At 74.7% G+C, this 21,466-nt stretch carries 20 protein-coding genes and 2 pseudogenes; 13 read left to right on the top strand and 9 right to left on the bottom strand.

What is annotated here, in order from left to right:
* Positions 1–124: 124 nt before the first annotated feature.
* Both HD597_RS12450 and HD597_RS12455 read left to right on the top strand, forming a co-directional pair.
* A complete protein-coding gene (locus HD597_RS12450) occupies positions 125–1,339 on the top strand; it encodes a sensor histidine kinase (RefSeq protein WP_253742178.1) in 1,215 nt (404 codons plus the stop codon).
* Positions 1,340–1,350: 11 nt separating this feature from the next.
* A complete protein-coding gene (locus tag HD597_RS12455) occupies positions 1,351–1,995 on the top strand; it encodes a response regulator transcription factor (protein WP_253742179.1) in 645 nt (214 codons plus the stop codon).
* 4 nt (positions 1,996–1,999) lie between these two features.
* Here HD597_RS12455 and HD597_RS12460 read toward each other — a convergent pair whose 3' ends face one another.
* The 5 genes from HD597_RS12460 to HD597_RS12480 form a co-directional block, all read right to left on the bottom strand.
* Positions 2,000–2,359 (bottom strand): barstar family protein, encoded by a 360-nt coding sequence (locus HD597_RS12460; protein ID WP_253742180.1) that lies wholly within the window; start codon positions 2,357–2,359, stop codon positions 2,000–2,002.
* A gap of 9 nt (positions 2,360–2,368) precedes the next feature.
* Positions 2,369–2,782: a ribonuclease domain-containing protein gene (locus HD597_RS12465; RefSeq protein WP_253742181.1), complete on the bottom strand. Its 414-nt coding sequence runs from the start codon at positions 2,780–2,782 to the stop codon at positions 2,369–2,371.
* 113 nt (positions 2,783–2,895) lie between these two features.
* Complete coding sequence (locus HD597_RS12470) at positions 2,896–3,564, bottom strand: hypothetical protein (RefSeq protein ID WP_253742182.1); 669 nt, start codon at positions 3,562–3,564, stop codon at positions 2,896–2,898.
* A gap of 37 nt (positions 3,565–3,601) precedes the next feature.
* Positions 3,602–4,840 (bottom strand): cytochrome P450 family protein, encoded by a 1,239-nt coding sequence (locus HD597_RS12475; protein WP_253742183.1) that lies wholly within the window; start codon positions 4,838–4,840, stop codon positions 3,602–3,604.
* Between the two features lie 106 nt (positions 4,841–4,946).
* Positions 4,947–5,399 (bottom strand): pyridoxamine 5'-phosphate oxidase family protein, encoded by a 453-nt coding sequence (locus tag HD597_RS12480; protein ID WP_253742184.1) that lies wholly within the window; start codon positions 5,397–5,399, stop codon positions 4,947–4,949.
* 138 nt (positions 5,400–5,537) lie between these two features.
* Here HD597_RS12480 and HD597_RS12485 point away from each other — a divergent pair, with 138 nt between their 5' ends.
* The 4 genes from HD597_RS12485 to HD597_RS12500 all read left to right on the top strand — a co-directional run bounded on the left by HD597_RS12485 (position 5,538) and on the right by HD597_RS12500 (position 10,136).
* Positions 5,538–5,975: a hypothetical protein gene (locus HD597_RS12485; protein WP_253742185.1), complete on the top strand. Its 438-nt coding sequence runs from the start codon at positions 5,538–5,540 to the stop codon at positions 5,973–5,975.
* A gap of 62 nt (positions 5,976–6,037) precedes the next feature.
* A complete protein-coding gene (locus HD597_RS12490; RefSeq protein ID WP_253742186.1) occupies positions 6,038–7,687 on the top strand; it encodes a sensor histidine kinase in 1,650 nt (549 codons plus the stop codon).
* A gap of 99 nt (positions 7,688–7,786) precedes the next feature.
* A complete protein-coding gene (locus HD597_RS12495; RefSeq protein ID WP_253742187.1) occupies positions 7,787–8,770 on the top strand; it encodes an Acg family FMN-binding oxidoreductase in 984 nt (327 codons plus the stop codon).
* Positions 8,771–8,831: 61 nt separating this feature from the next.
* A complete protein-coding gene (locus HD597_RS12500; RefSeq protein ID WP_253742188.1) occupies positions 8,832–10,136 on the top strand; it encodes a hypothetical protein in 1,305 nt (434 codons plus the stop codon).
* A 73-nt stretch (positions 10,137–10,209) separates the two neighbouring features.
* On the opposite strand, the gene HD597_RS12505 is transcribed toward HD597_RS12500, so the two are convergent.
* The 4 genes from HD597_RS12505 to HD597_RS12520 form a co-directional block, all read right to left on the bottom strand.
* The gene (locus tag HD597_RS12505) at positions 10,210–10,590 is read right to left on the bottom strand and encodes a hypothetical protein (RefSeq protein ID WP_253742189.1); all 381 of its coding nucleotides are present in this window, start codon (positions 10,588–10,590) and stop codon (positions 10,210–10,212) included.
* Complete coding sequence (locus HD597_RS12510) at positions 10,587–12,488, bottom strand: serine/threonine-protein kinase (RefSeq protein WP_253742190.1); 1,902 nt, start codon at positions 12,486–12,488, stop codon at positions 10,587–10,589. The genes HD597_RS12505 and HD597_RS12510 overlap by 4 nt, the downstream gene beginning before the upstream one ends.
* 64 nt (positions 12,489–12,552) lie before the next feature.
* Positions 12,553–14,052: a ThuA domain-containing protein gene (locus HD597_RS12515; RefSeq protein ID WP_253742191.1), complete on the bottom strand. Its 1,500-nt coding sequence runs from the start codon at positions 14,050–14,052 to the stop codon at positions 12,553–12,555.
* A gap of 101 nt (positions 14,053–14,153) precedes the next feature.
* Entirely contained in the window at positions 14,154–15,395 is a 1,242-nt protein-coding gene (locus tag HD597_RS12520; RefSeq protein ID WP_253742192.1) for an RICIN domain-containing protein, read from the bottom strand.
* Between the two features lie 165 nt (positions 15,396–15,560).
* Here HD597_RS12520 and HD597_RS12525 point away from each other — a divergent pair, with 165 nt between their 5' ends.
* From HD597_RS12525 to HD597_RS12550, 7 genes and pseudogenes are all read left to right on the top strand, one after another.
* On the top strand, positions 15,561–16,796 hold the full coding sequence (locus tag HD597_RS12525; protein ID WP_253742193.1) for a low temperature requirement protein A: 1,236 nt from the start codon (positions 15,561–15,563) through the stop codon (positions 16,794–16,796).
* 97 nt (positions 16,797–16,893) lie between these two features.
* Positions 16,894–17,841: pseudogene (locus HD597_RS12530) on the top strand (APC family permease); the annotation flags it as partial.
* Positions 17,842–17,905: 64 nt separating this feature from the next.
* A complete protein-coding gene (locus HD597_RS66715; protein WP_372513617.1) occupies positions 17,906–18,442 on the top strand; it encodes an amino acid permease in 537 nt (178 codons plus the stop codon).
* Positions 18,443–18,624: 182 nt separating this feature from the next.
* Positions 18,625–19,314, top strand: a pseudogene (locus tag HD597_RS12535) (arginine deiminase family protein); the annotation flags it as partial.
* A 79-nt stretch (positions 19,315–19,393) separates the two neighbouring features.
* Positions 19,394–19,495 carry an arginine deiminase family protein gene (locus HD597_RS12540; RefSeq protein ID WP_253759324.1) on the top strand — a complete coding sequence of 34 codons (102 nt, stop codon included), beginning with the start codon at positions 19,394–19,396 and terminating at the stop codon, positions 19,493–19,495.
* Positions 19,492–20,493, top strand: coding sequence for an ornithine carbamoyltransferase (gene argF, locus HD597_RS12545; protein WP_276082894.1), 1,002 nt, complete (start codon positions 19,492–19,494; stop codon positions 20,491–20,493). The genes HD597_RS12540 and argF overlap by 4 nt, the downstream gene beginning before the upstream one ends.
* Position 20,494: 1 nt before the next feature.
* The gene (locus tag HD597_RS12550; protein WP_253742194.1) at positions 20,495–21,448 is read left to right on the top strand and encodes a carbamate kinase; all 954 of its coding nucleotides are present in this window, start codon (positions 20,495–20,497) and stop codon (positions 21,446–21,448) included.
* Positions 21,449–21,466 lie beyond the last annotated feature (18 nt).

Below are 21,466 nucleotides of genomic sequence, written 5' to 3' on the forward strand. Positions count from 1 at the left end.
GCCCCCGCCGCGCACCACGGGGCCCTCCGCCGAACAGGACGGGGGACAACCCCGGGGGGATCGCCGGGTGGCCGTGCAGGTCCGGGTCCGTCAGCCTGGAAGGCGAGGAGAAGGGAGCGGGCCGGTGCGGATCTGGCGCGAGCTCGGCTACACGGTGACGGTGCCCCTGATGGCCGCGCTCGGCCTGGTCCACCTGCTGGTCGTGCTGACGGGCGTGCTGGCCTCCACCTACGTGGTCGGCCTGCCGCTGCTGGCGGGATGCGTGGTGGGCGCCAGACGGCTCGGGGCGGCCAACCGGGGGCTGGCGCGGACGCTGGCGGAGACGGACGTGCCGGCGCCCGCGCCCCACCGCCAGGGCCGGGGCCTGCTGAACCGCATGGGCGCGGCGCTCGGCGACGTCGCCGGCTGGCGGGCGATCATCCACGCCGTGGTCCGCCTGCCCGCCGCGGCGCTCGCCTTCGCCTCGGCCGCCGGGACGTGGGGGCTCGGCCTGGTGCTGCTGACGTGCCCGCTGTGGTGGCAGGTCCCCGGCCTGCCGGCCCCCGGCGGCTGGGCGGGCGCGCTGCTGCTGAGCGTGCTGGGGCTGGGGCTGCTGCTGCTGGCCCCCATGGTCGTGCACCTCGCGCTCGGGCCGGAGCGGATGCTGGTGCGCAAGCTGCTCGGCCCGCCGCCCGCCCAGGCCCGCATCCGTACGCTGGAGGAGACCAGGGCGCTGGCCGTGGAGGACGCCGCCGCCGCGCTGCGCCGCGTGGAGCGCGACCTGCACGACGGCACGGCGGCCCGGCTGACGGCGCTGGCCATGAGCCTCAGCATGGCCAGGGAGGAGCTGGCCGGGGCAGCCGACCCCGAGCGGCTGGAACGCGCCCGCGCCCTGATCGACGGCGCCCATCGCGGCGCCAAGGAGACCCTGTCGGAGCTGACCGACCTGATCCGCGGCATCCACCCGCCCGCCCTGGACAAGGGCCTGGAGGTGGCCCTGGCCACGCTCGCCGCCCGCAGCCCGCTGCCCGTGGACCTCGACGCCGAGCTGGCCGAGCGGCCCTCGCCCGCCGTCGAGACGATCGCGTTCTTCTGCACCGCCGAGCTGCTCGCCAACGTCGCCAAGCACAGCGGCGCCCGGCAGGCCGCGATCCGGCTGCGCGCGCAGGGCGGGCGGCTGCGCCTGCGGGTGTGGGACGACGGCGAGGGCGGCGCCGTCGTGGCGGACGGGGAGCCCGCCGCCGGGTCCGGGCTGCGCGGCCTGACCGGCCGCGTGCGGGTGGTGGACGGCGAGCTCGCGATCCACAGCCCCGCCGGAGGCCCTACGGTGGTCACCGTGGACCTGCCCCTGCGTGCATGATCGGACGGCCCATGCGCATCGTGATCGCCGAGGACGCCGTGGTGCTCCGCGACGGCCTGTGCCTGCTGCTCACCACGCGCGGCCACGAGGTGGCGGCCGCCGTGGGCGACGGCGACGCGCTGGTGGCGGCCGTGGCCGAGCACCGCCCCGACGTGGCCGTGGTGGACGTGCGCATGCCGCCCACGCACACCGACGAGGGGCTGCGGGCCGCGATCCGGGTCCGCCGCGACCATCCCGGGCTGGGCCTGCTGGTGTTCTCGCAGTACATCGAGACCCGCTACGCCGCCCAGCTCCTCGCCGGCGGCGCGCGCGGGATCGGCTACCTGCTCAAGGAGCGGGTGGCCGACGTGAAGGACTTCCTGTCGGCCCTCGACCGCATCGCGGCGGGGGAGACCGTGCTCGACCCCGAGGTCGTCACGCAGCTCATGGGCGCCAGCCGCCGCGGCGACGCGCTGGCGCTGCTGACGCCGCGCGAGCGCGAGGTGCTGGCCATGATGGCGCAGGGCCGCTCCAACAGCGCCATCGCCGAGACCCTGTTCCTGTCGTACGGGTCGGTGGAGAAGCACGTCACGCAGATCTTCACCAAGCTCGGCCTGGGCCCGTCCGACAACGACCACCGCCGCGTGCTGGCCGTCCTGCGCTACCTCCAGGGGTGACGGGTCAGCGCAGCGCGGCGGCGACGCGCTCGCGCAGCGCGGCGTCGTGCCCCGCGTCCGCGCACAGCGTCACGGTGAGCCCGTCGTGGGAGGCGTCGGCGAGCACGGTCAGCAAGGTGGCGAGCTGCTCGGCGGGCTCGTCGGCCAGCAGCTCCTCGGCGCGGCCGACGACGAGCGTGACGGCTCCGATGTCGCGCAGGCAGTCGGTCAGCGCGTCCCAGTTGCGGCCGAAGTAGCCGGGGAAGCGCAGCACCCGCGCCACCTCCTCGAAGAAGGCGGCGCGGGTCCGGCAGGCCCGCCCGTCCACGACCCGGCCGGTGGACACGGTCAGCCACGCGGGCAGCGGACGCGGGGCAGAGGTCATGAACGTTCCCTAGAGGCGGTAGAAGTCGGTGTAGTGGTCGGGCGAGAACCAGGCCGCGCCGGTGCTGCGGTTGACGACGATCCGGTACGCGTCACGCGCGGCGCCCCGGGCACGGGAGTACACGTCGTACTCGTAGTAGGTGGCGCCGGCGGGCAGCTGCCCCTCGCGGTTGTAGTGGCGTCCGCCGGTGTAGTTGTACCTGCCGTCGGGCCAGGAGTACCAGCCGGCGGTGGTGGGGTAGCCCTTGGAGGCCCAGATCGTCCTGGCTGAGCGGGCGTCGGCGCAGCGGGAGATGGTGCAGGAGCCGTAGACCGCGGCGTCGGCGGGAGCGACCCCGGCCAGCCCGGCGAGGGAGACGAGGGCGGACAGGATGACGGCGAGCCGTACCGGCCAGGACGGGCGGGGACGCGGCGGAGCGTGCACGAAGCCTCCTTGCGGAAGGTGTGACGGACACCGTCATGATCGCCTTTCACGTCTTGTCAAGGAAGGGCGGCAGCGCCAAGGGAGGGTGAACAATGCGAGGCCGATTCATGGTGTCAGGCCGGACGGACGCGGACACCGCCGATCGCCTCGCGCACGAAGCCGCGGTCGCCGGCCGCGGCCAGGTAGTAGCCGTCCCGGCAGGCGCTGCCCGCGATGGCGTGCCGGGCGTCGAGGACGACCGGCGTCCCGCCCAGCCGCGCGCAGCCGGGCACCGGCGCCACCACCAGCATGCAGCGGCTCAGCCCGCCCAGCCACAACTGCGGCCCCACGAGCCGGCCGTCGCGGATCTCGCCCGGCCGCGACAGCCGCAGCGGGCCGCCGGCCGACAGGGTGAGGAAGCCGTCGGGGCCGAGCGTGCCGCGCAGGTTGCCGGCCCAGGCCAGCCGCTGCTCGAACGTCATCCCCGCGGCCGTCTCCGCCTCGCCGTAGAGCGGCGCGGTGAGCACGCGGAACTCCTCGCCGCCGGCGGCGGCCAGCGTGCCGCCCGTGTACGGCCGCGCGCCGAGCGAGGCCAGGCTCAGGCCGGCCGGGTAGCTGATCTCCGCCCGCGACCCGTCGGGAAACGTGACCCGTATCGTGCCGGTGCCGCCCGAGACGCGCGCCGCCGGGTAGACGTCGTTCGGCGTCACGCCGGTCGCCAGGAGCGCGAGCAGCGCCGCCGTCCCCGCCCATCGCGGCCCGCGCGGGGCCTGCTCGACGATCTCCACAGGACCCCCGGCCATGCGCGTTCCTTCGCCGTGCGAACTGACGGGATCAAGGTCAGGCCGACAGCAGGACGGGCAGCGCGCGGTGCCCGTTGGAGATGAACGACTCCAGCGGCAGCAGCTCGCCCGGCGCCCCGGCCAGCCGCAGGCCGGGGAAGCGGTCGAACAGGGCGGGCAGCGCGCTCGTGGCCTCCAGCGTGGCCAGCGGCGCGCCGAGGCAGCGGTGCACGCCGTACCCGAAGGCCAGGTGCTCCTTCGAGGCGCGGGTGACGTCGAACGCGCCGGCGTCCTGCCCGTGCACGAGCGGGTCGCGCCCGGCGGCCCCGTAGCAGTGGAGAATCGGCTCGCCCGCGGGCAGCACGAGGCCGTCGCCTAGGTCGATGTCCTCGACGGCGAAGCGGAGCGGCAGGTTCGCGATCGGGCCCTGGCTGCGCAGCGTCTCCTCCACGACGTCGTCCCAGCTCACGCGCCCGGAGCGGACGAGGGCGAGCTGGCCGGGATGGGTGAGCAGGGCGCAGATGGCGTTGTCGAGCAGGTTGACCGTGGTCTCGTGACCCGCGCTCAGGAACAGGATGAGCGTGTCGACCAGCTCGTGCTCCTCCAGCGGCGCGTTCTCCTCGTCGCGGGCGGCGATCAGGGCCGAGGACAGGTCGTCGCCGGGGTTCGCGCGCTTCTCCGCGACGAGCCCGCGCAGCACGGCCTGCAGCCGGGCCAGGACCTCGGCGGTGTCCGGGGCGTCGGGCCGGCCGATCTGGAAGAAGGAGTCCGCGCAGTGGCGCACCTCCTCGCGGGTGGCCTCGTCGCCGACGCCGAACAGCTCGCAGATGACTCTGATCGGCAGCGGGTAGGCGTACCGCTCGCGCAGGTCGACGACCGTTCCCGGCGGCACCTCGGCCAGCTCGTCGAGCAGCTCCGCGGTGATCGCCTCGATGCGCGGGCGCAGCGCGGCGGTGCGGCGGACGGTGAAGGCGCTGGAGACCAGCCCGCGCAGCCGCCGGTGGTCCGGCCCGTACGCGGTGAGCATGTTGCGCACGGCCACCCACGCGAACAGCGGCCACTCGGGGGAGATCTCCCCCTTGATCCAGGCGGGCCAGTGCAGGTAGGCGTCCTTGGACACCCGGGGGTCGGTGAGCAGCCGCCTGAGCAGGGCCTGGTCGCTCACCGCCCACGCCAGGACGCCGCCGGGCAGCTCGACGCGCGTGGCGGGCCCGAGCGCGCGGATGTGCTCGGCCTCGCCGTGGACGTCGCGGCCCGCGGGATCGATGACGAACGGGCGTGCACCGGCATGGTCCATGGGGTTCTCCCGAGTTTGGGGGCTGCGTCCGTCCTGTCCACGGGCAGCGTTCCCCATGGGGCCGCGCCGCGCCCACTATCCCGGCGGACCGATCTTTGTACGCCCGCTACGCCGTGACCGCCACGGGCACGAGCTCGAACCCGGTGACGATCTCCGGCTGGATGCGGATCACCTGCTCCATCTCGCCCGCCACCCAGGGGGTCAGCAGGTCCCGGAGCCGCGCCGCCTCGCCGGGCTCCGCCACCAGGCGCGCCACCCCTGTGATGATCACGCTCCAGCCCAGGCGCTCGTAGCCGTCCAGGTCGTCGGCCTCGTACGCCACCACGGCCTCTACCGGCTCGACGTACGAGCTGAGGTGGGAGCTGAGGATCGTGCCGGGGCTGGACCGGATGACGATCGCGCCGTCCACCACGACGTGGTTCACCGGCCGGATCGCGGGCAACGCGTGGCGGGTGAATACGATCCGGCCGAACGGCACGCCGGCCAGCAGGCGCAGCGCCTCGTCGGCGGGCAGCTCCCGCAGCCGCCGGGCGCCCATCCCGTTCTGGTACATCACCATCACAGCCTGCCGACCCCGTCCCGCCCGGGAACAGGGACCAAAGTCCCTTCTTCGCCGGCAGGAGGACCCTGCGGCGGCGGCCGGCCCGGCCGGTAGCCTGATCGGGCTCCGGGACGGGTGAGGAGGGCGGAGACGGTCATGACGTGGTGGTCGGTGGTGCGGTTCCTGCACGTGCTCGGGGCGGCGCTGTGGGTCGGCGGGCAGCTCACGGTGTCGCTGGTGGTGCTGCCGCTGGCCCGGCGGCTGCTCGACGCCGAGCGGCGCGGCCAGGTGCTGACCGCCGTGGGCCGGCGCTTCGGGCTGCTCACCGTCGCGGTGTTCCTGCCGCTCCAGCTCGCCACCGGCGTGGCCATCGCCTGGCACAAGGGCGTCACGTGGGCCACGCTGGCCGAGCCCGGCTACGGCCGGATCCTGGCGGCCAAGCTGCTGCTGTTCTGCGCCGTCATGGCTCTGGCCGGGGCGCACGGCTGGGCCAGCGGCGCGGGCCGTCCCCTGCTGGCCAGGAGCATGGCGATCGCGTCGCTGGTGGGCTCGCTGGGCGTGGTGCTGCTCGCGGCAGCGCTGCCCGCGACCTAGGGAGCGGGCCGCGCCCCCCGCGTGCCAGACTGACCGGTGTGGAGAGCGAGCACCGTCCGTTGATGCCGCAGATGCGCCTCGATGAGCTGCTGGCGGAGCTGCAGGTGCGGCTGAACGCCGTGCTGGCGACGCGGGACCGCGTCCATGCGCTGCTGGAGGCCGTGGTCTCCATCGGCAGCGACCTCGACCTGGAGACGGTCCTGCGCCGCATCGTGGAGACCGCGACCACGCTGGTGGACGCCGGCTACGGCGCGCTGGGCGTGGTCGGCGAGGACGACACGCTCATCCAGTTCATCCCGGTGGGGCTGAGCGAGGAGGAGATCGCCAGGATCGAGCACTGGCCGCACGGGCTGGGCCTGCTCGGCCTGCTGATCAAGGACGCGCGGCCGCTGCGGCTCGGCCGCATCTCCGACCACCCCGAGTCGTACGGTTTCCCGCCCGGCCACCCGCCGATGGGCACCTTCCTCGGCGTGCCCGTACGCGTGCGCGACGAGGTGTTCGGCAACCTGTACCTGACCGAGAAGCGCGGCGGCGGCGACTTCGACGAGGAGGACGAGGCCGTCGTGATCGCGCTGGCCACCGCCGCCGGCGTCGCGGTGGAGAACGCCCGCCTCTACGAGGAGTCGCGGCGGCGCGAGAGGTGGCTCCAGGCGTCCGCCGACGTGACCACGAACCTGCTGTCCGGGGCCGACCCCCGCCAGGTGCTGTCGGTGGTGGCCGCCCGCGCCCGGCAGATGAGCGACGCGGACCTCGCGCAGGTGCTGTTGCCGGAGGGGCCGGCGCTGCGGGTGGCGGCAGCCGAGGGCGAGGGCGCGCGCGAGCTGCTGGGCTCGGCCTGCGAGATCGACGGCACGCCGGCCGGCGAGGTGTTCAGCCGGGGCGAGCCGATCTGCGAGTCGGAGGGCCGGCCGGCGCTGCTCGTGCCGCTGGGCGCGGCGCCGGGCGTGCGGGGCGTGCTGATGCTGGCCAAGCGGAGCGGCCGGTTGCCGTTCAGCGGGGCGGACCGGCAGATGCTGCAGGCGTTCGCGGGGCAGGCGGCGCTGGCGCTGGAGCTGGCGGAGGCGCGGCGCGACGCCGAGCGGCTGGGCCTGCTGGAGGACCGCGACCGCATCGCCAAGGACCTGCACGACGTGGTCATCCAGCGGCTGTTCGCGACGGCGATGACGCTGATGAGCACGGTGCGGCTGGTGGAGCATCCGCAGGCGGCCAAGCGGCTGCAGCACGCGATCGACGAACTGGACGAGACGATCCGGCAGATCCGGTCGTCGATCTTCGCTCTGCAGGGGCCGGTCGACGAGGTCGCGCCCGGGCTGCGCGGGCGGATCGTGGAGCTGGTCGAGGGGGCGGGCAGCCATCTCGGCTTCATGCCGGGCCTGCGCATGGAGGGCCAGATCGACACCGTCGTGCCCGAGCCGGTCGCCGAGCACCTGCTGGCCGTGCTGCGCGAGGCGCTGTCGAACGTGGTGCGCCACTCCCGCGCCGGCCGCGCGGAGGTGTCGGTCGAGGCGGGCGAGCGGCTCACGCTGGTGGTGACCGACAACGGCGTCGGCGTCGGGGAGGCCGGGCGGCGCAGCGGGCTGCGCAACATCGAGGAGCGGGCCCGCGGGCTCGGCGGCACCGCCGGCCTCGACGCCCCCGACGGTGGCGGCACCCGCGTGCGCTGGCAGGTCCCCCTGCGATCCGGACCCGCGACACAGGACCCTCGGCCCTGATCCGGGCCGACCGGCCCCCGGACGCGGGACCTTCGGCCCTGATCCGGGCCGCCCGCCTCGTGGTGCGCTGGACGTACCGTGAGGTGGAGGGACGAGGCCATGATCGATCGTTCGGAGAAGCACGCGCTGGACGCCGCTCTGGAGGCGGCCCGCTGGGCGCCGTCGGTGCACAACACCCAGCCCTGGACGTTCTCGGTGACGGGGGAGGAGATCGGCCTGCGCGCCGACGCCGGCAGGAGGCTGCGGGTCGGCGACGCGTCCGGCCGCGAGCTGCTGATCAGCTGCGGCGCCGCGCTGTTCACCATGCGGACGGCGATCCGCTGCCACGGCTACGAGCCCGTCGTGCACGTCCTGCCGGACCCCGACCGCCCGTCGCTGATCGCCACCGTCAGACCCGGCGCCGCGACCGAGGCCGACGAGGCGACCGCGCTGCTCGGCGAGCAGATCGAGCGGCGGCGCACCCACCGCGCCGGATTCACCGGGCTGCCCGTGCCGGACCGGCTCGTCGACCGGCTGGTGGCGGCGGCAGCGGCCGGGGGCGCCAGGCTCACCCCCGTGCGCGCGCCCGAGGCGGTGGGCGTGCTCGCCGGGCTCACCCGGGCGGCGCAGGGCGTGCAGGCGGGCGACCGGCGCTGGAGCCTGGAGGTGATCCGCTGGGCGCGTCCGCCGGGCAGCAGCCGCAAGGACGGCGTGCCCGCCGACGGCTACCCGCGCCGCGCGGCGCCCACCGAGCCCGGCTTCCCGCAGCGCGACTACGCCTGGCGCCACGACTGGGGCGGCGACGGCGGCGCGGGCACGTCGATCGGCGTGCCCGCGCTGCTCACCACGGCGGGTGACGGCCGGCAGGAGTGGATCGCCTGCGGGCAGGCGCTGCAGCACGTGCTGCTGCTGGCCGCCGCGCACGGCGTCAGCGCCGCCTTCCACACGCAGGCGCTGGAGATGGACCCGCTGCGCGCGTTCCTGCGCCGCGAGCTCTGCTCCGGCGAGCACCCGCAGATGATCATGCGGCTGGGCGTCACCTTCGACGGCACGAGCGCCGTCCGCCGCCCCCTGGCCGACCTCGTGGACCGGCCCTTGTCCTGACGGGGGATCGCGGAGACACTGCAGGCGACGATCAGTGCTGGAGACGCCCCCGGGAGGCGCCGTGAAATGGCGTGCCATGATCGCCGCGCTGCTGATGACGCTCACCCTGGGGGCCGCGCAGGCCGCGCCCGAGCGTGAGGCGTACGAGATCTGGCTGGTGGACCAGTCCGACAGCGACGGCCGGGCCTACGGCGGTCACGTGCACGTCTACGACGGCGGCGAGGTCACCAGGCGGCTGTCCGCCGCCCGCCCGGCCGCCGTGATCGACCTCGCGGGCGCCGCCTCGTCCCTGTGCCTGGCCGCCACCGGCAGGAACCCGGTCAGGCCGCACATGATCGTCTTCAACCAGGCCGGGACGCACGCGGCCCTCGCCTTCGTCGCCAGCGGCCACGTCGTGATCTTCGACGCCGGCTCCCGCCGCCCGCTCGCCTGCGTCGAGACCGAGCCGGGAGCGGGCGGCGCACGCCAGGCGCACGCCCTGTGGCCCACCGGCGACGACCGCTACCTCGTCATCGCCAACCAGAACGGCAAGAAGCTGGAGCGCCTCCGCACCGACTACGCGTCCGGCACGTTCACCCAGGAGCCCGCGGCGACGCTCGACCTGGCCGGCTGCACCACGCCGGGCGGCGCGCCCTGCCAGGCCCCCGGCCTGCGCCCCGACAACGCGCCGATCTGCCCGTTCATCGCCTCCGACAACGGCCCGGTCTTCGTCAGCCTGCGCGGCGGCGGCATGTTCGTCGTGGACTGGCGGGCCACGCCGATGGCGATCGCGGGCGAGTACGACGCCGCGCACGTGCCCGCCAACGGCTGCGGGTTCATCGAGGCGAAGGGCGCCGTCTACGGCGACGGGGGCGGCGGCACCCCGGCCAACCTCGACCAGTTCAGCGTCTTCCGGATGCCCCGCGGCGGCTACTCGGCCGCCAATCCGCCGAACACGCCCCCCGTCGAGCGGCTCTTCGACGACGACACCCCGGAACGCGACGCGCACGGCACCGCCGCCGGCCCCCGCGAGCGGCACGTCTGGGTGGGTGACCGGGACGCCAACGTGGTGGAGGTCTTCGACGGGCGCACCGGGGCCCGGGTCAACACGGTGCCGCTGACCTCCCCGTACAGCGCCGATCCGACCGTGGACCTGTTCGCCTCCTCGCCGGACCACGGCTGGGTGTTCGCCTCGACCCGCGGCCCCAACCCGCTCTCCGGCGACCCGCACTCCTCCCACGGCCACGACCCCGGCATGCTGATCGTGCGCATGACCGACGACGGGCGCTCGGGACAGGTGCGGGGCCTGATCCCCATCACGAACGTGGACGCGGGAGGCGTCCAGCGCGCCGACGCCCACGGCATCCGCGTGCGGCGCGTCCCCTGACCGCCGGCCCTCGCGCTCCCCCGCGTGCGGCGCGTCCCCGGAGCTCCGGCGCCGGCCGCCGGGGCGGGGCGCGTCAGCCCTCCGTCTCCCGTTCCCCGAGTCCGGTCAGCTTCATCGCGACCTCCTCCGAGTAGACCGTGGTCCGCTTGAGCCGGGATCCGTCCGGGCGGGTCTCCACCTCGATGACCAGGACGATGCCCTCGATCTCCGTACGCTGCCTGGTGCCGGACAGCCAGGACCGCCAGCCGCCCGTCCGGATGACGACCGTCCTGCCGCCCCCGGCCGGGCGGCCCTCCACGGCGGCGGCGACCGTGCCGGAGACCAGCGTGAGCGCGAGCACCGACGCCCAGGCCCACACGTTGTCGCCGAGGTCGGTGGCCACGTTGATGACGACGCCCAGCGCCGCGGCGACGGCCGCGGTCAGCAGCGCCCGGGTGTGGCGCCGGGCGATCACCGCTCGCCTCCGCGCGCGCTCGCCGCGCCCGCCCTGGCCCGCCGCTCCAGCGGATGGCCGCGGCCCAGCGTGTCGCCCGCCAGGCCGGCCACCTCGTCGAACAGCGCCAGCGCCGCCTCCCGGTCGCCGTCGCGCAGCAGCAGGTAGCCGAGGTTCGTCGAGGTGCGCAGCGTGTCGGGATGGCCGGGGCCCAGCTCGCGCCGCTGCCGCCGCAGCACCAGGCGCAGCGACTCGGCGGCCCGGCCCGGCTCCTCCAGCGCGGCCGCGTTCGCCCTGGTCGCCAGGACGTCGCGATGATGGCGGCCGAGGACCCGCTCCATGCGGGGCAGCAGGTCGCGCAGCAGCCGCAGCGCGCCCTCGGGGTCGCCCGCGTCGTCCAGCGCGACGGCCTGGTTGGCGCGGGCCCGCAGGGTCTGCGGATGGTCGGCGCCGAGGGCCTGCTCGGTGTGGCGGGCCACCTCCCGCAGCTCGGTGGCCGCCTGGCCGGCATGGCCGAGGTCACGCAGGACGGCGGCCAGGCCGGCCCGGGCGGTGAGCACCTCCGGGTGCGCGGCGCCGAACTCGGCGGTCAGCTCCGGCAGGAGGCCGGCGAGCAACCAGCGCGCCTCGCCCAGGTTGCCCTTCTCGCGGTGGGCCAGCGCGAGGTTGGCCCGGGCGACCAGCCGCGTCCTGCCCGTGGCGCTCCCGGCCGCGAGGGACAGCGCGTCCAGCGCCGCGTCCGGCCGCCCCTGCGCCAGGAGCCTGCGCCCGCGCCGGGCCGCCCAGCGGGCGACGGCCGCCGGCCGCCTCAGCCACCTGCGGCCCAGCCATGCCGCGAGGGCCGTCACCAGTGCGACGACCAGCACCGTCGTGGACGACGGGCCGAACCAGCGCAGGATCGACGCGACGGCGAGCGCGAGGCACACGATGACCGCGTCGGCCATCAGCGCGGGCACCAGGCGGCGCGGGTGGCCGATCCGGGGAGGCGCCCAGGACAGGGACGTGCCGGCGGGCAGGGGGCCGGACCCTTGGTAGCCGTACGGCGGGGACAGCTGGGCGAGATACGGGGGGTATGCCTGCCCGGCCGAGGGCGGCCCGTAGCCGCCCTGCGGCGGTGGCGCTTCCAGGGCCGCGCGCAGCTCCAGCACGAGCTGCCCGGCCGTCGGCCGTCCGGCGGGATCCTTGGCCAGCGCCCGCGCCACCAGGCCGCGCAGCGGCTCGGGCACGTGACGCAGGTCGGGCTCGCCGAACATGACCCGGCGCAGCACCGCCTCCGTCGGCCCGGTGCCGAAGGGGTGCTCCCCGGCCGCCGCGAACGCCACCGCCGTGCCCCAGGCGAACACGTCGGCCGCCGGCCCGGCGTCGTCGCCTCGCGCCTGTTCGGGAGCCAGGGACGACGGGTGCGTGAGGCTCGCGGAGGACGTCAGCGCGGTCGTCGCCACCTCCGGGACGGTCGCGGCCAGCCCGAGGTCCGTCACCACGGGTCCGTCCGGGGAGAGCACGACCGTGTGCGGGCTCAGGGCCCGGTGCGCGAGCCCCGCGTCATGAAGGGTGCGCAACCCGGTCGCGATGCCGGTCGCGAGCCTGCGCAGCTCCTCGCCGTCGAGAGGCCCGTCGCGCCTGACGGCCTCGTGGAGCGTGGGGCCCTCGATGTGCCGGGCGGCGAGGTAGGCCAGGCCGCCGTCCTCTCCCGCCCTGATGACGGGGGCGACGCCGATCCCGGGGAGGCGCTGGAGCTCGCGGGCGATCCTCCGCAACGCGTCCGACCCGGATGGGGCGACCCGCACGGACACCGCCTCACCGGACGCCGTCGCGCCGAGGAAGACCGGGCCTGCGCCGGAGGCTTCCAGCCGCCCTCGCAGGGTGATATCGCCCAGGCTGGGGGGATCTCCTGGCTCCAGCGGCGCAATCTCCGGCATGGCGGGCCTCGCAGGTCGTCCGTGGCCAACAGGATGCCATGCCGGGGCCCGTTCGCACCGGGGTTCAGCGGGCGTACTGCAGGGTGAAGGCGTCGAGGTCGAACAGGCGGCCCGGGCGGCCCTCGAAGACCAGGTGGACGGGACCGGAGGCGGCGCCCTGCGTGGAGACGCGCCCGTAGCCCGCCCGGTCGCCGTCGCCGAGATGGCCGAGCACCGCGCCGCCGCCGGCCGAGGCGCGCTGCACCACCCGCACCCCGCGGCCCGACGTGCACGCCTCGCCCTCCACGGCGATGCTCAGCCGCTTGACGCGGATGTCGCGGAAGGACACCTGGTCGGCGTCGCCGTGGTTCTGGATGCCGATGTGGCCCTGGCGCAGGGAGCGGCGCGGGTCGGTGTTGGTGAAGTCGTTGATGAGCACGCCGTTGAGGTGGACGCGCAGCCGTTCGCCCTCCACGAGCAGTTCGTAGGTGTTCCAGGAGCCGGGCGGGTTCAGCGCGGCGTCGCGGGCGGCCTGGTCGGCGGCTTGGAAGCCGTAGATCGACCCGGTCGTGCGGTCGGGGGTGTCGGTGGCGTCGATCTGCACCTCGAAGCCGTGGTCGACCGCCGACCACGGATCGGCGGAGGCAGGGAAGCCGACGAAGACGCCGGAGTTGCTGTCGCCGGTCAGCTTCCAGTCCAGCTTCAGCGAGTACGCGCCGAACTCCTCGGCGGAGTACCAGAGCAGGCCGAGCCCGCCGTGGGAGGTGAGGGTGGCGTCGGTGCCGGTGAAGCCGCCGGGGCCGGCCTGGGACCAGCCGGTGGTGGAGCCGTTGTAGAGCGGGGTGTAGCCGTTCTCGGGGCGGCAGTCGGCCTGGGCCGCTGCGGCGGCGTAGCGGATGCCGCCGAGCAGGACGGCGCGGAAGGCGGGGTCGGCGTAGGAGTCGATGGTGTGGCCGAGGCCGGTGTAGAAGGCGCGGCCCTGCCCTTGGGGGTGGCACCAGGTGATGGGGTGGTCGCCCATGTCGCCGCCGGTGTAGGTGGTCTCGTCCAGGGACTGCAGGACGCGGACCGTGGGGCGTGGGTTGGTGCGGTAGTTGTACCACTCGTCCGTGCGGGTCCAGGCGGGGGCGAGGTGGGCGGTGGCGGGGTGGGCGCGGTTGCCGGTGCGGACGGTGGCCTGCTGGATGGCGGGGTGGTTGCGGAAGTAGGCGCCGGCGAGTTTCTCGTAGTAGGGCCAGCCGTATTCGGTGTCGGCGGCGGCGTGCACGCCCACGTAGCCGCCGCCGGTGTCCAGGTAGGCCTGGAAGGCGTTCTGCTGGGTGTCGTCGAGCACGTCGCCGGTGGTGTTGAGGAAGATGACGGCTTCGTAGGCGGACAGGTTCGTGAAGGCGCGGGCGTCCTCGGTGGCGGTCACGGTGAAGCCGTGGGCGGCGCCGAGGTCGCGGATCGCCTGGATGCCCGCGGGGATGGAGTCGTGCCGGAAGCCGGCGGTCTTGGAGAAGACCAGCACGTCGTAGGCCGGATCCGCGGGGGCGGCGGTCAGGCCCGCCGCCACGAGCGCGAGGGTCAGGAGTCTGTGCAGCATCGCCGCCTACCTCATGGTGAGATCGGTGGGACTCGCTCTCGACCGTCGCCGCTCGGGCGGGGAACGTCAAGGGGAACGTCAGGACGTGCGGGCGGTACGGGTCAGGAGCGGGCCCACCGCTGGTTGGCTCCGCCCGAGCAGTCCCAGATCTGCAGCCGGGTGCCGTTGGCCGAGCTGACGCCTGTCGCGTCGAGACACCTGCCGGACTGCGGGTTGACGATCCGGCCCGTGCCCGCGTCGAAGGTCCAGCGTTGCGCGCCGGTGCCGTTGCAGTCGTAGAGCTGCGCCTGAGCGCCGTTCGCCGTGGCGCCGCCGGTCACGTCCATGCACTTGCCGAGTGCCCGTACGGAGCCGTCGGCGTTCCACGTCCAGCTCTGGGCGGCGGTGCCGTTGCAGTCCCAGAGCTGGACGGCCGTGCCGTTGGCGGTGCTCGCGCCGGCGACGTCCACGCACTTGCCGCCGTAGCCGGTGATCCGGCCGCCGGAGCCGCTGGTGGGCGGGGCGTAGACGCGCACGTAGTCGACGGTCAGGGCCTGCGGGAACGTGGTGGTGGCGTCCGGGTAGCCCGGCCAGTGGCCGCCCACCGCCACATTCATGATCATGAAGAACGGGTGGTCGAAGACCCACCGGTTGCCGCCCAGGTCGGACGGGGTGCGGCGCTGGTACTCGACGCCGTCGACGTACCAGATGATCAGGTTCGGCGACCAGTCCACGGCGAAGGTGTGGAACGCGTCGGCGAACGGGCTGCCGATGGTGTGGCCGGCGCCGATGCCGCCGCCGCCGGAGTAGCCGGGCCCGTGCAGGGTGCCGTGCACGGTGTTGGGCTCCCGGCCGATGTTCTCCATGATGTCGATCTCGCCGCTGTTGGGCCAGCCGACCGTCCCGATGTCGTTGCCGAGCATCCAGAAGGCGGGCCAGATGCCCTGGCCGCGCGGCAGTCTCATGCGCGCCTCGAACCGGCCGTAGGCCCGGGTGAAGGTGGCGGAGGTGAGCAGGCGGGCCGAGGTGTACTGGCAGGTGCCGTAGTGGCACTGGTAGTTGGCCGGGTTCTCGCGGCGGGCGGTGATGACCAGGTTGCCCGCGCCGTCCATGGCGGCGTTGCGGGTGCTGCTGGTGTAGTACTGCTGCTCGTTGTTGCCCCAGCCGCTGCCGCCGATGTCGAAGCGCCACTTCGACTGGTCGACGGCGCTGCCGGCGGCGCCGTTGAACTCGTCGGACCAGACCAGGGGGCCGGGGGCGGGAGCCGCGGCGGCCGTGCCGGCCAGGGGGACGATCAGCGCGATGATGACGGCGAGAGCGCTTCCGACGGCGAGCAGCGTGCTGGAACGGGGGGTGCGTGCCATGTGAGTCACCTCATCGGGTGAGAGTTTACGGAAACACTCCGGCAAGGTGAGCATGCCTGTAAAGAGAGCGCTCTCTCATAGTTTTCGCGAAGACCTGTCACGAATCGGGGCCGCTGTCCTGTCCCAGCGCCAGGACCGCCTCACGCACGCGACAGGAGCGCCAGCTTGCCACCCGCCAGAATCCGCATCCGCATCCGCATGAGCGCGCGCCCCATCGACGAGCCGCACCGCGTCGCCAGCCAGCTGGAGCTGCTGTTCGACCTCACGTTCGTGGTCGCGGTCGCGGCCGTCACCGCCCAGCTCGCGCACCACATCGTCGAGGGGCACGCGCTGGCCGGCATCGTCCCGTTCCTCCAGGTCTTCTTCGCGATCTGGTGGGCGTGGATGAACTTCACCTGGTTCGCCTCGTCCTACGACACCGACGACGTCGCCTACCGGGTGCTGACCATGGTCCAGATGGCCGGCGTGCTGGTCCTGGCCGCCGGGGTGCCGGCCGCGGGCGAGCACACCGACTACGGCTTCGTCACGCTCGGCTACGTCATCATGCGGATCGGGCTCGTCGCCCAGTGGCTGCGGGTCGCCTTCGAGGATCCGGCGCGCCGGCGCACCGCGCTGCGTTACGCCACCGGCATCTCCGTCCTGACCGCGGGCTGGATGTACCACTCGTGGGTCGCGCCCCTGAGCATCGAGCTGCCGCTCTTCCTGCTGCTCGCCGCCCTGGAGCTGGCCGTGCCGCTGTGGGCGGAGCGGGCCGAGCCCACCACCTGGCACCCCCACCACATCGCCGAGCGTTACGGCCTGTTCACGATCATCCTGCTCGGCGAGAGCGTGCTCGCCGCCTCCAGAGGCGTCGCCAGGGCGCTGGGGACGAGCGCGATCAGCAGCCCCTTCGTCATGATCGCCGTCTCCGGCCTGGTGGTGCTGTTCGCCCTGTGGTGGCTGTACTTCCTGGTGGAGGCAGGTGATGGGCTCAGCGGGCGCCGGGACCGTTCCTACCGGTGGGGATACGGGCACTACGGCATCTTCGCGGCCCTGGCCGCGCTCGGCGCCGGCCTGGAGGTCGCCGTCGAGCAGAGCGGGCACCCGATCGCCGCCGCCCCGCTCACCGTCGCCTACGCCGTCGCGATCCCCGTCGGCGTGTTCCTCCTGCTGCTGTGGACGGTGCACACGCCGATCGAGCCGGAGTCCGTCATCCATCCCGCCGTGATCTCTGGGTGCGCCGCCGTCGTGCTGGCGCTGCCGCTCGCGGTGCCGTGGATCGGCGTGCACGGCGTGGCCACGGGCATCGCCGCGGTCTGCGTCCTGGCGGTCGCGATCACGATCGCCGCGAGTCCCGCGCGCGAGGCGGCGCCGGGCTCCGGGGTCCGCCGTGCCCGGCGGCCGTTCGGGGCCGCCCGGTAGAGCTTCCCGCGATCACGCTGGCTCGTTGTCACGGACGCGGCGGCCGCCGGGTCCAAGTGAGCGAAGCGATCACCGTCCGCGATGAGAGAGGTGGATCATGCGGGTTTCCCGTCGCCGAACACCGGCCCCCTGGGCGCGACCCGGCGCCCCAGGCCGGGACGAGGCCCCTGACAGCGGCGCCCGGCCTCCGGAGGCGCCCCCCACGGCCCCGGCCGGGCCCGCGGAGCCCGGCGCGCAGCCGGGCGGGCGCCTGGAGGCCGGCGCGAAGGCGGGCGGGCGCCTGGAGGCCGGCGCGGAGCCGGGCGGGCCCGCCGAGGCGGGAGCGGAGCCGGGTGGGGGCCGCTTCGGGCTCGGTACGGCGTCGGCGCTGGTGGTCGGCTCGGTCATCGGGACCGGGGTGTTCGCGCTGCCGTCCGCACTGGCGGTCTTCGGGCCGATCTCGCTGGTGGCGTTCGGGCTCGTCACGATCGGCGCGATCGCGCTGGCGCTGACGTTCCGCGCCCTGGCGGTGCGGCTGCCCGGCGCGGGCGGCCCGTACGTCTACGCCCGCGAGGCGTTCGGCGAGTTCGCCGGATTCCTCATCGCCTGGAGCTACTGGATCACCGCGTGGGCGGGGAACGCGGCGATCGTGGTGGCCTGGGTCGGCTACGTGGAGGTGTTCTGGAACACCGGCCACGACGTGGGATGGTCGATCGTCATCGCGCTGACAGGGCTGCTCCTGCCGGCGCTGGTCAACCTCATGGGGCTGCGCAGCTTCGCCGCGTTCCAGATCGTCGCGACGGTGCTGAAGTTCATCCCGCTGCTGTTCATGGCGACGGTCGGCCTGCTGTTCGTCGACACGGCGAACTTCGGCGAGTTCAACGCCGGCGGCACGTCCTGGCTTGGCGCGATCAGCGCCGCGGGCGCCATCGCGCTGTTCAGCTACCTGGGCGTCGAGACCGCGTCGGTGGCCGCCGCCCGGGTCCGCGACCCGAGGCGGAACGTCGGCCGGGCCACCGTCCTGGGCACCCTGGCCTGCGCCGTCGTCTACGTCCTCGGCACCGTCTTCGGCACCGTGGCGCACGGCGATCTCGTCGGGCACCGCCCCCTTCACCGACTCGGCCAACGCCATCTTCGGCGGCGAGTGGGCGGGCGCCACGGTCGCGGCGGCGGCCGTCGTGTCCGGCTTCGGGGCGCTGGTCGGCTGGACGCTGATCGTGGCCGAGATGCCCCGGGCGGCGGCACGGGACGGGTTGTTCCCCGCCGCCTTCGCCCGGCAGACCAGGGCCGGGGTGCCCGCGTCCGGCATCGTCGTGTCCACGCTGCTGGCGGCGGGGCTCACCGTCGTCAGCTACACCAGCTTCGAGCAGGTGTTCATCACCGTGGTGCTGCTGTCGGTGCTCACCTCGGTCGTCCCGTACGTGCTGGCCGCCGCGGCCCAGCTCTACTGGCTGTGCACCGAGGGCAGGCGGCTGCGCGCCGGCCACCTGGCGCGCGACGTCACCGTCTCGGCGCTCGCGCTGGCCTTCGGGTTCTGGGCGCTGGCGGGCAGCGGCTACCAGGCCGTCTACTACGGCACGTTCTGCCTGCTGCTCGGCGTGCCGGTGTACGTGTGGGTCAAGGCCCGCCGCGGCGCCTACGGGCAGAGCCCGGCGGTGGCGCGATGACCACGAGCCAGGACCTCACGCTGCGGGCCGGCATCCACTCCGAGATCGGCAGGTTGCGCGAGGTCGTCGTGCACCGGCCGGGACGCGAGCTGGACCGGCTGACCCCGGACAACGCCGCCGGCCTGCTCTTCGACGACGTCCTGTGGGCGGAGCGCGCCCGCCGCGAGCACGACGAGTTCGCCGGGGTGATGAGGGGCCACGGCGTACGGGTGCACCTGTTCGAGGAGCTGCTGGCGCAGGCGCTCGCGACGGACGGCGGCCGGAGCTTCGCCGTGGAGCGGGTGTGCACCGGCCGGCGCTTCGGCGCCGCCCTGGCCAGGGAGCTGCGGGCGCTGTTCCTGGACACCGACCCGGCGCTGCTGGCCGGTTACCTGATCGGCGGGGTGGTGAAGTCGGACCTCGGCACGCTCGGCGGGGGCAGCGTGGCGTGGCAGAGCCTCGGCGCCGACGACTTCGTGCTCGCCCCGCTGCCCAACACGCTGTTCCAGCGGGACAACGCGGCCTGGATCGGGCGGGCCGTCGCGGTCAACCCGATGGCCAGAGCGGCCAGGAGCCGCGAGTCGATCAACACCAGGACCGTCTACCGCCACCATCCGCTGTTCGCCGGCGCCGGCTTCGAGATCGTCTACGGGGACGACGACCTCGACCACGCCCCGGCCACGCTGGAGGGCGGCGACATCCACGTCATCGGCGACGGCGTCGCCATGGTCGGGATGGGCGAGCGCACCACGCCGATGGGCATGGAGGCGCTGGCCCGGCGGCTCTTCGAAGGCGGCCACGCCCGCCGCGTCCTGGCCGTCGAGCTGCCCAAGGCGCGCTCGACGATGCACCTGGACACCGTGCTGACGATGGTCGACGTCGCCACCTTCGTCGCCTACCCCTACTTCGACCAGGCCGCCGCCCGGGTCTGGCTGCTCACCCCCGACGGGCGCGGTCGCGAATGTCATCCCGCTGGCGGGCGGCGAGCTCGGCCGTGGTCGCGGCGGCGCCCGCTGCATGACCTGCCCCATCCTGCGTGACCCCGTGTCGCCCGCCCCGAAGGAGTCGTCATGACATTCGCGACCGCGCCCGGCTCGCTGCTCACCCCGACCGGCCTGGGCCGCGCGGGTTTCCTGGCGATGCTCGATCTCGCCGCGGAGCCCAAGGAGGCCAAGCGGGCGGGGCGCGAACGACCCGCGCTGACCGGCCGCAACATCGCCCTGGTGTTCGAGAAGAACTCCACCCGCACCCGGTGCGCGTTCGAGGTGGCCGCCTACGACCAGGGCGCGCACGTCACCTACCTCGGGCCGTCGGGGTCGCACCTCGGCAAGGAGGAGAGCGTCGCGGACACCGCGCGGGTGCTGGGCGCGCTGTACGACGGGATCGAGTTCCGCGGGTTGGCCCAGGAGACGGTCGAGGAGCTGGCCCGGCACGCCGGCGTACCGGTCTGGAACGGCCTCACCGACGAGTGGCACCCGACCCAGATGCTCGCCGACGTGCTCACCATGCGGGAGCACCGGCCCGGCGGGATCGAGGCGATCAGCTGCTGCTTCGTCGGCGACGGGCGCGGCAACATCGCCCGCTCGCTGCTCGTCACCGGCGCCATGCTCGGCATGGACGTGCGCATCGCCGCACCCGCCGGGCTGCGCCCTCCGGAGGCGCTGGTGAAGGAGGCCGAGCACGCGGCCCGCTCCAGCGGCGCCCGGGTGACGGTCACCGGCGACCTGCCGGCGGCGCTCGACGGCGCCGACTTCGTCTACACCGACGTGTGGGTCAGCATGGGCGAGGCCGACGCCGAGTGGGACCGGCGCGTCCCGCTGCTCACCCCCTACCGGGTGACGCCGGAGGTGATGGCCGCCACCGGCCGGCCCGGCACCCGCTTCCTGCACTGCCTCCCGGCGGTGCACGACACCACCACCGAGCTGGGGCGGCGGATCCACCGGCGCTACGGGCCGGCCGGGGCCGAGGTCAGCGACGAGGTGTTCGCCTCCGCCGCCTCCGTGGTCTTCCAGCAGGCGGAGAACCGGATGCACACCATCAAGGCCCTGCTCGTCACGGCGCTGGGGGAGTGACATGCTGCTCGTCGTCGCCCTGGGCGGCAACGCCCTGCTCGAACGCGGGGAACGCCCGGACGCGCAGGTGCAGCGGCGGCACGTGCGCGCCGCCGCCCTGGCGCTGGCCCCGCTCGCCGCCGAGCACACGCTGGTGCTGTGCCACGGCAACGGGCCGCAGATCGGCATGCTGGCCCTGGAGAGCGAGAACGACCCGGCCCTGACCCACCCGTTCCCGCTCGACACGCTCGGCGCCCAGACCCAGGGCATGATCGGATACTGGCTGGCGCAGGAGCTCGGCAACGCGGGCCTGGCCGGCCCGGCCGTCACGATCGTCACGCGGACCGAGGTCGACCCCGGCGACCCGGCCTTCCGCGCCCCCGCCAAGTTCGTCGGCCAGGGCTACCCGGAGCCGGTGGCCCGGAGGCTGGCGCCGGAGCACGGGTGGACCGTCGCCAGGGACGGCCGGGCCTGGCGGCGGGTCGTCGCCTCCCCGGCGCCCCGCCGGATCGTCGAGCTGCCGACGATCCGGCGGCTCGTGAACGGCGGCACGACCGTGATCTGCGGCGGCGGGGGCGGGGTGCCGGTGCTCGCCGGGGACGGCGGCCGGTACGAGGGGGCGCAGGCCGTCGTCGACAAGGACCTCACGGCCGCCCTGCTGGGCGTCGAGCTGAAGGCGGACCGGCTCGTGGTGCTCACCGACGTGGACGCCGTCCGGAAGGACTTCGGCACCCCGCGGGAGCGGCCGCTGCCCTCGGCGGACGCCGCCGAGCTGCGCGCCATGCGCTTCCCCGCCGGATCGATGGGGCCGAAGGTCGAGGCCTGCGTCCGGTTCGTCACCGCGACCGGCCGGCAGGCGGTGATCGGGGCGCTGCGGGACGCGCCCGCCGTGCTCGCCGGCACCGCCGGGACCACCATCACGGACGGCACATGGCCCGCCGCGCGCGCCGGCGCTGTCACGGCTGCCGGCCGGTAGACCCCGCCTGCGTCCTGA

The sequence above is a fragment of the Nonomuraea thailandensis genome, from assembly GCF_024172165.1.
In the GTDB taxonomy this organism is placed as follows: Bacteria; Actinomycetota; Actinomycetes; order Streptosporangiales; family Streptosporangiaceae; genus Nonomuraea; species Nonomuraea thailandensis.

Coding starts and splice junctions, on each gene's coding strand:
- HD597_RS12470 (WP_253742182.1), bottom strand. CDS start 3,564: ATGGCCGGGGGTCCTGTGGAGATCGTCGAGCAGGCCCCGCGCGGGCCG.
- HD597_RS12460 (WP_253742180.1), bottom strand. CDS start 2,359: ATGACCTCTGCCCCGCGTCCGCTGCCCGCGTGGCTGACCGTGTCCACC.
- HD597_RS12485 (WP_253742185.1), top strand. CDS start 5,538: ATGACGTGGTGGTCGGTGGTGCGGTTCCTGCACGTGCTCGGGGCGGCG.
- HD597_RS12510 (WP_253742190.1), bottom strand. CDS start 12,488: ATGCCGGAGATTGCGCCGCTGGAGCCAGGAGATCCCCCCAGCCTGGGC.
- HD597_RS12520 (WP_253742192.1), bottom strand. CDS start 15,395: ATGGCACGCACCCCCCGTTCCAGCACGCTGCTCGCCGTCGGAAGCGCT.
- argF (WP_276082894.1), top strand. CDS start 19,492: ATGACATTCGCGACCGCGCCCGGCTCGCTGCTCACCCCGACCGGCCTG.
- HD597_RS12490 (WP_253742186.1), top strand. CDS start 6,038: ATGCCGCAGATGCGCCTCGATGAGCTGCTGGCGGAGCTGCAGGTGCGG.
- HD597_RS12455 (WP_253742179.1), top strand. CDS start 1,351: ATGCGCATCGTGATCGCCGAGGACGCCGTGGTGCTCCGCGACGGCCTG.
- HD597_RS12495 (WP_253742187.1), top strand. CDS start 7,787: ATGATCGATCGTTCGGAGAAGCACGCGCTGGACGCCGCTCTGGAGGCG.
- HD597_RS12550 (WP_253742194.1), top strand. CDS start 20,495: ATGCTGCTCGTCGTCGCCCTGGGCGGCAACGCCCTGCTCGAACGCGGG.
- HD597_RS12475 (WP_253742183.1), bottom strand. CDS start 4,840: ATGGACCATGCCGGTGCACGCCCGTTCGTCATCGATCCCGCGGGCCGC.
- HD597_RS12515 (WP_253742191.1), bottom strand. CDS start 14,052: ATGCTGCACAGACTCCTGACCCTCGCGCTCGTGGCGGCGGGCCTGACC.
- HD597_RS12480 (WP_253742184.1), bottom strand. CDS start 5,399: ATGGTGATGTACCAGAACGGGATGGGCGCCCGGCGGCTGCGGGAGCTG.